The sequence below is a fragment of the Pectobacterium sp. HCp5_1 genome (assembly GCF_032905925.1).
GTDB classification, from domain to species: Bacteria; Pseudomonadota; Gammaproteobacteria; order Enterobacterales; family Enterobacteriaceae; genus Pectobacterium; species Pectobacterium brasiliense_A.
On record NZ_JAUMIO010000009.1, the window covers coordinates 11853 to 23857 of the forward strand.

General features: G+C 54.5%; 11 protein-coding genes. 2 read left to right on the forward strand and 9 right to left on the reverse strand.

What is annotated here, in order from left to right; genetic code table 11:
- From Q3A88_RS08820 to Q3A88_RS08845, 6 genes are all read right to left on the reverse strand, one after another.
- Entirely contained in the window at positions 1–708 is a 708-nt protein-coding gene (locus Q3A88_RS08820) for a DUF2931 family protein (RefSeq protein WP_317177749.1), read from the reverse strand.
- Positions 705–2699 carry a DUF2235 domain-containing protein gene (locus tag Q3A88_RS08825; RefSeq protein ID WP_317177750.1) on the reverse strand — a complete coding sequence of 665 codons (1995 nt, stop codon included), beginning with the start codon at positions 2697–2699 and terminating at the stop codon, positions 705–707. Before Q3A88_RS08825 ends, Q3A88_RS08820 begins: the two co-directional genes overlap by 4 nt.
- Positions 2699–3496, reverse strand: a complete 798-nt coding sequence (locus Q3A88_RS08830; RefSeq protein WP_317177751.1) for a DUF4123 domain-containing protein — start codon at positions 3494–3496, stop codon at positions 2699–2701. Before Q3A88_RS08830 ends, Q3A88_RS08825 begins: the two co-directional genes overlap by 1 nt.
- Positions 3493–5520 carry a type VI secretion system tip protein VgrG gene (locus Q3A88_RS08835; RefSeq protein ID WP_317177752.1) on the reverse strand — a complete coding sequence of 676 codons (2028 nt, stop codon included), beginning with the start codon at positions 5518–5520 and terminating at the stop codon, positions 3493–3495. Before Q3A88_RS08835 ends, Q3A88_RS08830 begins: the two co-directional genes overlap by 4 nt.
- Before the next feature lie 562 nt (positions 5521–6082).
- Positions 6083–6649 carry a DcrB family lipoprotein gene (locus tag Q3A88_RS08840; RefSeq protein ID WP_110163922.1) on the reverse strand — a complete coding sequence of 189 codons (567 nt, stop codon included), beginning with the start codon at positions 6647–6649 and terminating at the stop codon, positions 6083–6085.
- Between the two features lie 187 nt (positions 6650–6836).
- A complete protein-coding gene (locus Q3A88_RS08845) occupies positions 6837–7514 on the reverse strand; it encodes a 7-cyano-7-deazaguanine/7-aminomethyl-7-deazaguanine transporter (protein WP_317177753.1) in 678 nt (225 codons plus the stop codon).
- Positions 7515–7730: 216 nt separating this feature from the next.
- Between Q3A88_RS08845 and tusA the strand changes: the two genes are divergently transcribed.
- Entirely contained in the window at positions 7731–7973 is a 243-nt protein-coding gene (tusA, locus tag Q3A88_RS08850; RefSeq protein ID WP_012772835.1) for a sulfurtransferase TusA, read from the forward strand.
- Between the two features lie 59 nt (positions 7974–8032).
- Here the strand turns inward: tusA and Q3A88_RS08855 are convergent, their stop codons facing one another.
- The gene (locus tag Q3A88_RS08855) at positions 8033–10396 is read right to left on the reverse strand and encodes a zinc/cadmium/mercury/lead-transporting ATPase (RefSeq protein ID WP_317177754.1); all 2364 of its coding nucleotides are present in this window, start codon (positions 10394–10396) and stop codon (positions 8033–8035) included.
- Positions 10397–10490: 94 nt separating this feature from the next.
- Positions 10491–11120, reverse strand: coding sequence for a lysoplasmalogenase (locus Q3A88_RS08860; protein WP_010306582.1), 630 nt, complete (start codon positions 11118–11120; stop codon positions 10491–10493).
- Between the two features lie 191 nt (positions 11121–11311).
- Here Q3A88_RS08860 and Q3A88_RS08865 point away from each other — a divergent pair, with 191 nt between their 5' ends.
- On the forward strand, positions 11312–11632 hold the full coding sequence (locus Q3A88_RS08865) for a DUF1820 family protein (protein WP_010681394.1): 321 nt from the start codon (positions 11312–11314) through the stop codon (positions 11630–11632).
- 88 nt (positions 11633–11720) lie between these two features.
- Here Q3A88_RS08865 and Q3A88_RS08870 read toward each other — a convergent pair whose 3' ends face one another.
- Complete coding sequence (locus Q3A88_RS08870; protein ID WP_164671853.1) at positions 11721–11996, reverse strand: DUF1145 family protein; 276 nt, start codon at positions 11994–11996, stop codon at positions 11721–11723.
- Positions 11997–12005: the final 9 nt, after the last annotated feature.

Consider the following 12005-nt stretch of genomic DNA (forward strand, 5'->3'; position numbering starts at 1 on the left):
TTACTTCACAGGCTGTTGGTCTGTTTTAGGCTGGTTGGCGCGGTAGGCATCCATGATCGGTGCCCAGTCCATGCCTAATGGGATAGGGTGCTGTTTAAACAGTTCGCCGTACTCTTTGTCGAACTCAGCCCAACGCTTTTCATATTGTTTTTCCAAGGGTATGGTCTTATCTCTCCAATCATCGGTGACCTCTTCGGCAATACCCCGGGTAAGCAAGAGATCTGGACTGACGCCAAGTAAATCCCCCTGCAGTAACACCTCATAATAACCGCCGGGTGCCAGACCAAAATAGAGCCAGTTACGCTGGTCAGTGCGTTCGCCGACCTGATAGCGTTGCTGCATTTGCCGCGCTAAATTTTCAGGTAAATCAACAGTGATTCGGTACCGCTTACGATCGTAGAAGGACACCATTTCTATCGACGCTCTGTCAGGGACGGGAACATCCTCGGTAGGTAACCCGCCACCCCCAGCCCAGTAATATTTTCTATCAATGATATCTTTGTATGGTGCGCCAGCGTTACATCCTCCACCGGGATAACTGGATACGATTTTCCCGTTATGATAGAAAGTGGCTTTCGTCGTACAAAAACTGTCAATATTGCTGCCCGTACCATAACGCCAGTTAACCGGTGTTTTGACATGTGGACTTGAGCAGGCTGCCAACGAGACACAAAGCCCCACGACCATAATAAAAGATCTCAACATCATGCCTCCACATTGCCGATGATATGCCGCCGTTCCTTGCTCACGGTGGTTTCCTGTCTGTGGGTTCCTGCGGGACTGGATATACCCTGGTTACTGGCGCTGCGGTGCACGTAGTCACGACGCAACGCCCGATAAACCTCCGCAGAGAGCTGCTGACTCAGGTTCTTTATCACACCCTTTTCAGTTGCAGCTAAAGTCCAGAGCCCATCAAGTTTAGCCAAATTAACCGCCGGTAACTTAGCGGCCAGAGATTCCACGGTCATTAAAGGATCATTGGGATCCCACACCTTAAACGGCACCCCAGCAGCACGCCCAGCTTCCACCATCATATGTAACGGAATACGTGAGTATTCTCCTTCTACCACGCGGCTCATTACCACCTCTACATACACGGCTTTTTTCGGCCAGACATCATCCTTACCCCGCTTGCGGATAAAAGAATAGGGGATCAAACTGATTGCCCCCACGGGTGGCGTGGCCACACGCAGTAAATGCGGGTGAAGCCGATCCACCCAGCCCTGCGCAATTTTCTCCTCAGCATAGGCGCGTGCTTGGTGGTAGGCGCGGCTTTCTGTATCTGGCGTGGAAGTTTCCTCCTCGCTCATAAAGCGCTCCAGTTCGAGGCACTCGGTCAGCGCCGGGTCACTGTTCGGGTTAGGCAGGCTCCAGCGGCTGTAATACCCACCGCCGATATCCGAGTGCGCACCCGGCAGCGCCAGCTCGGTAAAATGCGGCGGGATGCTGGTGCCAATGGCCGTGGGTGTGACGCGTGTTAAGGGGAAGTGCTTTCGCACTTCATCCAGTGCGGTTAAATGCACCACCCGCTCGGCGCAGTCATCCTGCAAGCGGATATTGAGACTGGGATGGTACGATGAAGCCACCGTATCAAAAATCCCGACAAACGTGATACGTACATCGTCCCGACTGGCCCAGTCAAACCCCGCTTTCAGCCGGATAGTGGGCGTATTGGCGATTGCCTGCACCAGTGGATGATCGGTTTTCTGGTCGATGACATTGACAAAATGGCGTGCCGCTGCCGCCCCACGGCTAAAGCCAAACACATCAAAAACAATACGGTGGATGTATTCAATATTGGGCAGGGTTTCTCTTAAATCACGCTTAACTGCTGCCACAATTCCCTGCTCACAGGCCTGATTCACCTTGCCAACGATTGAAGTATTTTCACTGCCAAAATCCAGATCCAGCCCTTTTGTCAGCATATTGTCCGATCGGTATTCCAGCCCCTCTTTTCCTGCAACCGGATCGCGCGTACCAATGCCGCTGATATAGCTATGGGCGCTCAATGTCTTAGCCCCAAAGATATATTGATCGTAGAGTTTCCCCACATTAGTAATATCGTTCGCCGCACTGTCACTCACCGGAAGCCGACCCATCTGGCAGCCACGCAGCTCTTTCTCCCGCTGTGCCGGATCGGCGCAGGTTTCAGCCAGCCATTGTTCTACCTTTTTAAGGCCAGACTCGGCGTTATAGGTGTTATTCCCCGTGCCATCGAAGAACACGCCGATGCGCAGCACGTTGATCTGGTAGCCTTTGACTTCGATAACGTAGGAGTGTTTAGTAAAGAAACGGACGCTACTGGCTTTGCCTTCCTGATGCGCCTCTGGCAACGGTTGTTCTGGCGCAGTCAGGCACAGGTCACCGGTGGTCGCCTTAATATGTTCACGTGGCGTGTCATCGTATCCCGCTTTCTCTGCCACATAGGCAGGGACGGCACTTTGCCCGTCCTTCAATACTTCACGTGATTGCGCTGCCTTGAGCCAGGGCTGCGTCTCCAGCTTCACGGTGATGGGACCCACCGCAAAACCCTGTACGACGACAGGCCCTTCTTTAAGGGTGACCGTTTCGGACTTGCCGGTATCGTCGGTGAGTGTCGCTTTTAGCCCTTTAAACGAACGATTGTGTTCATCACGAACCTCAATTTCTATCCAGCAATCGTAATGTTCGCAGGGGATACAGTAGGGATCGGCTGCCATTAGTTAACTCCTATCAATGCATTATGCTGCACCATCCAGTGGTTGACCTGCGCGAATTCAGCTTCGGTCAGCATCAGCGGCGCTCGAATATTCCCCAGAGGAAGCCCGACCTGCAAGGTCAAGGCTCCAGCTACCACTCCATCGAGCACGTCTTCCTGAAGCTTCTCCGCATTGGCTTGCCTGAGAACGGACAAAATAGCCCCGGCCGGATCGGGATGACGCGCCATCATGCTCGTCATGGTCTGCCACAGACGCCGACGAAGAATATAGGCATGACGATCGTCGTCATACAACGCTGCCAGATGAGGCGGACGAATGTGAAACCAGGGGCTTTTTAACGGGGGATGAAATGGCGTCTCTGGATTCCGTGTAAAACCAGTGTCGTTGATCCAGATCCCACAACAGGGGCCCATAACGGCATCCCGCTCTTCTGGGCTCATCGCGCAGAACATCGGCAGAAAAATACGAGGATCTGAGAAACGAAACCAGACCGCCTCTCCTTCACGGATAGCCAATATCAGGCTTTGCCAATGGTGGCGAACGACGTCAAGAGACTGTTCACTGACCAGATAGAACCCACTCAGTGCCGGAGAATCCGACACGAATGCAGGTGAAGGGGTAGACAACAGCCAGGGGCCAAGTGCCACTTGTTTGTCAAATTCTGTCCCCGCAAAGAGGGGGAAAGCTTCACCCTGGCTGAGTTCATAAAAACGGGATACTGCCGCGCGATCTAACGCGCCGTCGACAATAGCAAAGAGGGTACCGCTATGTTGTGCTTGCCACGCATTCAGACTCATGCTTTGCCTCCCTTCGCAAGGGGGCAAGGTTTGACCAACGGTGACATCGATTCCATGCTTTTATGAATGGCGGGTGCAGGTAATGTCGCGGGTGGAGCAGGGGGAACGGCAACACCGCCCGGCAGAATGGGGCTCTGTCCGGCCCAACCCGAACCACTGCCCGCGCTGCCCCCTGAGTTAATATTGATCGCTGGACCAACGATGCTCACGCCACTGGGGTCAATCTTCACGAAGCTTCCTCCCACTTTGAGCGTCAGCTCCGCGCCCGCTTCAAGAACCACCTTAGCCCCCGCTTTTATATGCACTTCCTCACCCACCTCGACCAGCAAAGCCTGCCCCAGTTTCTGATGCATCGACGCATCAACGGTCAGCGAGAGAGCGCCTTTCACGTGGTCACGTTTCTCGTTCTCAACCGTCAGGTGATCGTTGGCTTTAACGCGGGTGACTCGCTCATTATCAATCTCCGTGTGGGCATCATGTTTGATGTGCCAGACCACGTCATTCTCAACGAGCGCCTTGAGATCTTTCTGCCCGTGAAGATAAATCTCCTCCTGACCGGCCTGATCCTCGAAGCGCAATTCATTAAACCCTTCTCCCTGATGCGTCTTCGTGCGCAGTACGGTTCGTGTCTTATTGGCAGGCAGCTGATACGGCGAGGGATTGGTGGCGTGGAAAGTACGCCCGGTGACAATCGGCTGGTCCGGATCGCCTTCAAGGAAACTGACGATCACTTCATGGCCGATACGCGGGATGGCAATCATGCCGTACTGGCCGCCCGCCCAGCCCTGACTGACGCGCACCCAGCAGGAACTCTGGTCATTGCTCGCACCGTAGCGATCCCACGGGAATTGCAGTTTTACCCGACCATACTGGTCGCAGTAGATTTCCTCCCCCGTTGGGCCGACGACGGTGGCGATTTGCGGGCCGTCCACCATCGGTTTGTAGGGCATGGCAGCACGCCACGTCGTTGTGCCTTTCACCACCGCAAAGCTGTTGCTCATGGTCGTCGGTTCGCCGCCGCTTTCCTCTTCCAGCGCCTGCGGCTGCTGCCCGACGTGCGTCACGCTCACCGTCTGCCACACCGCATTCAGCGTCGCATTCGGGTGCTCCGTCAGCGTGAAGGTGTTACCCGGCATCAGCCCCGCGCAGTTGGATTCCCCTTCGCTTGTCACCGCCCCTGAACGCAGCGCATCCAGCCGGTAGCCGCTGAACGCCTTGCCGCTCGGGTCTTGCTTATAGCGCCCCGGATAGTCGTAATGCTGATAGCTTTCGCGCTGGTGCGCCAGCTCGCCGCTCATTTTCTTGTGCGACAGCCCGTAAGCCGGTGTCTTGAAGCTGTAGTCTTTCAGCTCGACTTCGGCCGTACTCACCCGCTCCGCGTAGTGGAAACGTCGGACATATTCACCCTCACTCAGCCCCTGCGTCGCTAGGTTGAAGAACAGCTCAGGGCCTTTGGTCAGTGCGCCCGCATCGTCAGCAAACACCACCCTGTGTTTACCCTCTTCGTATTCGTGGAAGAAATACAGGCCCTCCTCGGCAGCCAGCCGGGTGATAAAGGCTAAATCGCTTTCCCGATACTGTACGCAGTATTCCCGCACCGCATGCTCGTTACGCAGCGCAAAGGCGTAGTCGGTGATGCCCGCTTCTTCCAGCAGCGCCCCGATAATCGCCTCCGGCTTCTGCGCCTGAAAGATGCGGGCGTTGGTGCGTAATCCCAGTCGCCACAGGGCAGGACGGACTTCTATCTGATAGCGCGTGCGCCGAAAACCGGTGTCACCCTGCGTGAAGCCACTGATAATCCCGCTGACCCGACGTTTCAGTTCGCCTTCATACCAAATCATCAGCTCGCACGGCTGGTCCAGCACCGCGCCGAAATCGACATCCGGCAACGCACTCGCCAGACTCAGCGACAGGCTGAAAGGCCGGTTCAGCCCTTCATCCAGCCTGAAATCCACCACCGCGAAAGTGCCTGCTTCCAGGGCACCGACCTTTACGGTGAACTGTAATCCTGTACTGTTTGCCATCGGCCTTCTCCTTATTTTTATGTTTGTACTGCTGCCACGGCGACCGCATGCGTCGATGCGTTCCGCCGCTCCCCTGATGAAAAGCAAAATGCTTAAACGGTGGTCTGAGTCTGCTCACACCACCGTTCATGTTGATAAAACACGACGCTGGCCAAACACCATGCGAGAAAAAACGCGGCTTCAGAGAAAAGCGCAGGAATTTAAGTTGAACAGCGATTCGGTGTGTTCACCACACGGTAAAAAGCAAACAGAGCGCAGGTTTTAGGCGGTAGGCAGAATACTAAAAACGTCCCCTGTCACATCCTTGGCGCAGGTCCTGTTGATAAATAACAGCGAGGGAAGGATAACAAGCGAAGTGAAAACCAATAGTATGAAGAAAGGACTGAAAACAGGTCAATCAATTGATTAATATTGAAATAATTTCATTTTTAAGTAAAAACATAGAGAGAGAGCGACTCTTTCTCCCACGTTGGTATAGGCAAGGTTCTCAGGTTAAATACTAAGCTGGCAGGAGCATAAATCCCCAGTGAACTGGGGATTTATTAAGAGACTGATGGGGGGATTATTTCAGCTTCAGGGTGTGGATGATGCCTTCTGCTTCGCTCTGTGCCTGCTGTTGATTGCTGGCTGGCAGTGTGATCTGTAAGGTCAGCAGTTGGTTTTCCACTTTGCCCAGCACGACAGAGGAATAAGCCTGTTGTCCGCTGCTGGTGATAATGCTGTCGAGCTGTTGCAGCTTCTTGCCGTCAACGTCGATGGTCTTGTTGGTGACGACCTGGAGGTTGGCGTCACGCGTGCGCTGTTGATCTTCCAGACGCTGCGTCAGCACGGTCAACTCTTCCGTGGTGTTGTCGCCCAGAATCACGATGACCGCTTTCTGCCCATTGTCATTGGCGTAAACGTGCATGTTGTTCGCCTGCGTTCCCACTTTACCACTCTGGTCACGCATGTCGGCCGGCAGAGTAAACGCAATCTTGCCTTCCATTAATTCAATATTCTGACCTGCGCTGGCTTCTGCGGCAGGTTTATCTTGTGCGCCCGCTTTTGTAGTGTCATCCGTTTTGCCATCACAGGCAGCAAGCAGGCCGACAAGCAAGCCGACACCGAGGTATTTGATTACATTCGACATGGGATCCCTTTCTCTCGTTTTTGAAACAGATAATCGTTTTAAACAGGTAATAACAGTATGGCACCCTATTCAGATAGCAAAAACAAGAATTTTGTTGTTGCAAACCGTTGTTAGTACCTGCGTTATTTTTACAAAACGATGAATGACTTGATGAGAAAAGGCGGCGCAAATGGCCGCCTGATTGGCATTAATGGGGGCTGCTGACGGAGTGATAGTCGGGTGTGCCTTTCTGCTCGCTCAGACGTTTGAGCACCATGTTCAGCATGACGCCGTACATCGGCAGGAAGAAGGCCAGGCTGATCAGTAACTTGAAGGCATAATCCACCATCGCGATTTCAACCCAGTTTGCCGCCATGAAGGCATCGGTGCTGCGGTAAAACGCAATGAAGAAAAAGGCCAGCGTATCGCTGAAATTACCAAACACGGTCGATACAGTCGGCGCTATCCACCACGCGCGTTTCTGACGCAGGCGGTTGAAGACGTGAACATCCAGAATCTGGCCGAGAACATAAGCCATGAAGCTGGCGCAGGCGATGCGCGCCACGACGATATTCACCTGACTTAATGCCTCGAACGACTGCCACGATCCCTGATAAAACAGGCTCGACACCAGATAGGAAATGACCAGAGCAGGCACCATCACGGTCAGAATGATACGACGCGCCAGCGGCGCACCGAAAACCCGTACCGTCAGGTCAGTTGCCAGAAAAATAAACGGGAAGGTAAACGCGCCCCAGGTGGTATGAAAACCGAAAATCAATACCGGGAGCTGGACCAGATAATTACTCGACGTAATGATCAGGACATGGAACAACGATAGCCAGATCAGCGCCGTAAGCCGCTGCTGGGGAGTAAAACGATACATAATGTGACCTTTTTGGTTATTGGGGTTAGGGAACCCAAGAGATAACGTGCAGATTTATGCTGCAACGCGGCGGCATAATACGCAATTGTTTCGCTAATGCAATGTGTTTTGCCAGGAAAAGATGGTTGTTTTCTGCGCAAACGTTGTCGTCGCTTGCGTCGGGAAATCCTCAGCGTAAACTAAGGCGGTTTTTTGATTCCTGTACTGAGAACGTTGATGACCGATCCCTTTACCAACCCGGATAAAACCCTTGATGCACAGGGACTGCGCTGCCCTGAACCTGTAATGATGGTGCGTAAGACGGTACGCCAGATGGAAACCGGGCAAACGCTGCTGATTATTGCCGACGATCCGGCCACCACCCGCGATATTCCCGGTTTTTGCGTGTTCATGGAGCATGAGCTTCTGGCACAGGAGACTGAACAGCTTCCCTATCGGTATCTGCTGCGCAAAGGGTAATACTCGTCATACTTCCAGCTGCGGGTGCGCGGCGTTGCACCGCGCACCGTAGACTACGATTAGTCCTGTTTTCTCAAGAGCCGCAACGCGTTAGCGGTGACCAGCGCGGTTGCGCCGGAATCCGCCAGCACGGCGAGCCACAGCCCGGTAATGCCCAGAATACTGGTGACCAGAAATACGGCTTTCAGCCCTAGTGCTATGGTAATGTTCTGGCGAATATTGCGCTGCGTCGCCCGCGACAGGCTAATCATCGCCGCCAGCCCGGTCAGGCGGCTGTGCGTTAAGGCTGCATCGGCCGTCTCCAGCGCCACATCCGTACCGCTTCCCATCGCAATCCCGATCGTTGCGGCTTTCATCGCCGGTGCGTCGTTGATGCCGTCGCCGACCATCGCCACGGGATGCTGCTGACTCAATTCGCTGACTGCCGTGACCTTATCGGCGGGGAGCAGGCTGGCGCGGTAATCGATCCCTAATGTCGCTGCAATCGCCGCCGCCGCGCGGGGATTATCGCCCGTAAGCATGACGCCACGAATCCCCAACTGCTGTAAGGCATCCAGCGCTTCACGCGCATCGTGACGTAGCGTATCGCTCAACGCCAGCACGCCGAGCAGGCTATCGTCCTCTTGCACCACCACGACGGTTTTTCCTTGGTTTTCCAGCGCCTCAACCCGCTGTAACCAGTCGGTATCAAGCAAGTCGGGTGCGACACGAGTCGGCGCGCTGACCTGAATCCGCTTGCCGCCAATCGTACCTTCCACGCCGACACCCGCCAGCGCTTTGCGGTTTTCCGCCATTGGCAGGAACGTGCTGCTGGATCGCGCATGCTGGACGATCGCTTTGGCAAGCGGATGGTGCGAACCGGACTCCACGGCGGCGGTGCGTGTCAGCAGCGCCGTTGCGCTCACGCCCGCGGCGGGCAATACGTCCGTTACCTGCGGTTTGCCTTCTGTCAGCGTGCCCGTTTTATCGAACGCGATAGTCTTTATGCTGCCCAGCGATTCCAGCGCCGCGCCGCCTTTAATCAGCGCTCCACGGCGCGTTGCAGCGGCCAGTCCAGACGTAATCGCCGCAGGCGTTGAGATCACCAGCGCACACGGACAGCCGATTAACAACAGCGTCAGGCCGCGATAAATCCACTCTTGCCACGGCTGCGCCAGCAACAACGGCGGCACCAGAATCACCAGCAGCGACAGCAGCATGATGGCTGGCGTGTAATAGCGGCTGAATTTATCGAGGAAGCGCTCTATCGGCGCACGGCGCTCTTCCGCTTCTTCTATCAGTTGCAGAATGCGGTCGATCGCGCTGTTACCCGGCTGTGACACCACGCGCAACTGCACAACCCGATCGACGCACAGGCTGCCTGCGGCAATTTTCTCACCGGGCGTACGTTCAACGGGAACCGATTCACCGGTCAGCGCGCTTTCATCAAAGCTGGCGTCGCTGTTCAAGAGTTCCGCATCGGCAGGGAGCCGTCCGCCGGGGGCGACTTCAATCACGTCACCGGGAACCAGACTGGCGACGGGAACGAGGCGGCGCTGCCCGTTGCCAACGACCGTGGCATCTTCGGGAAGCAGCGCCATCAGCGCCGTTACGCCCCGTCGCGCGCGGTTTGCCGCGTAAGATTCCAGATGTTCGCCCAGCATAAACAGCAGCAGGATGACGGTGGCTTCGGTGGTGGCGCCAATCAAGAGCGCCCCGATGGAAGCCACGCTCATCAGCGTTTCAATCGCGAAGGGTGTACCCGTACGAATGAGCTGCACCGTTTTCTTCAGTATCGGAATCAACCCGATAATGGTGGTCGCGATAAACGCGATCTGCCCGCCGCGCTCGCTTAGCAGGGAAAGTCCCCAGCTTGCAGCAGCCAGCAGAGTGAAAAGTATTAAGAAGCCATATTCATGCACGAAGCGACGTACGGTTGAGGTGTCGGGTGGCACGAGGGGGAGTGCGGTGTCCTGCAAGGTGAAGCCCGCTTGCTGAACGGCATGTTGAACCTGAAATCGAATATCGGTGTTGGCATCAACAACCAATTTTTCGGTGGCGAACAGCACTTTGGCCTGTTCAATTCCGGTGAGATTTTTTACTGCATTTTCGATTTTACGTGCGCAGCTGGGACAATCCATCCCGCTGATTTTCCAGCTGAAACGCTGGTGGGGTCGGGGCCTGTCGCTGTCTCCGCCGTCGGGGTCGTCTGAATCCGCGCTACCGCCGCTGTCTGACGACGACTGATCTGTGCCACATGCACTCTGCACTACAGCGTCAGATGTGTGCTTGGTTGAACAGCAGCTGTGGTCGGCGTGATTTGAATGCTGCGTGTGCTCGTTGCAGCAGCTTTTAGTACGGGATGGTGCACTGCGTGGTGCGTGATGAACGCTGTTATTGCAGCAGGCTGATTTCTCAGTGCTGTGGTGCTGATGAGAGTGCATGTCTTCCTCCTGGGTTATTAGTGATAGCCATTCTCATCAGGAACTTTACACCGCCGCTCAATGCTTAGCCAGATTTTCGTGAGCACCGCGAACGTCAGAAATAGAGGGAGCGAACGATCAGGAAATGGCCGCCAAAATAGCCCGCAGCCACAATCGCCTGATGGGCACGGAATGGGAAACGGTAATGGTGAATCAGCCAGGCTGCATGGGCGATAAACAGCAGCACAGTGCCCGTCAGCAGGGAGAAATTCGCGTTTGTCCCCAGCGCAAAATACCGCTCGCCAGCAATCCAGACCATTAACGTCGTCATGATGATGAATGCGCAGGCGGGCCAACGCTGTGCTTCTAGTCGTCCCCAGATAATGGCGATCAGGATCGCGGCCAGAATGACGAGCGTTAATGCCAGCGGCCAAAAGAACGTGAGTGAAATCTGTCCGGTAAAAAAGCTAATGGTGTACAGCAGATGGGAGAGGAAATAAGCACCAAACGCGTAGAGCAGGCGCTGAGTCGGCAGCAACAGCAGGGTGTCTGCGACCAGCGTTGCCAGTAGCCCCAGCACAATCAGATAGCCCGGCACGCCAAGCAGCGGCGTCTGCCAGGCCAGAGCCAGCAGCAGTAGCATCGTGACCGGTTTGAATAACCAACGTTGCCACGTTGGACCACGGTAGCTGGCGTCCACATACAACCAACCAGAAAAAAGCACAGCAATAAATGACCAAAGCATAGCGTGTCCTTTTTGTGTTTTTGTTTGTGTCAGGATAAAAATAAACCGTTCTTTATTCAGTGTAGGGGATTGTGGGGAAGTTAAACAACACGGGGCGAGACGGATGCGACTTCTGTGAGCTTCATGGTATGTTATCGCCTGTTTTTATTGTAAATGGGCGCCGTGAAGTCTCGAAGGGAGCATTGTGTTGAATGAGTAATGAATCCGCGCTTTATCGTATTCAATTTATAAATAACGGTAAGAATTACCAGCTTTACGTGCGTGAGTTGGTGCAGAGCAGCCTTTTCGGTTTTATTGAAATTGCCGACTTCGTGTTTGATAGCCAGTCTACGGTGCTGGTTGACCCGTCAACCGAGAAACTGAAAACGGAATTCTCCGGCGTTAGCCGCAGCTTCATTCCTCTACAGGCGATCATTCGCATTGATGCCGTGACGGAAAAAGGCAGCGCGCGCATTTCTGATTTAGGCGACAACGTTACCGCATTCCCCTATCTTCCCGGCAAGAAACCCTGATTTTGCGGCGCGTGTCCTTTGAGCGAAAGGGCACACGCTTTATTCGCATTGTGCCTCAATTCGGATTGTGCCCCAGCAGAGGTAGCGATTACGACTTCGGTGGCTTAGGCTGCTTTTTCTGCCACGCCAGCAGTTCAAACACGCCAAAAAGAAAAATGCGTGCCTGAAACGCGCGACTCAGCGCGGGGCTGTCTTTCGGCTGGCTGGATTTTAACAGCAGTAGTTGAAAACCATGCATCAGGATCATAAACACCATCGCCACGGTCATGAAAATATTCAACGGCTTGGGGAACGGCTGAATCAGGTTAAGCAACAAAAATCCCCACACGCCCAGCATCAATAGCCTGCCAAGGTTAATCAAAATCATCTCTTA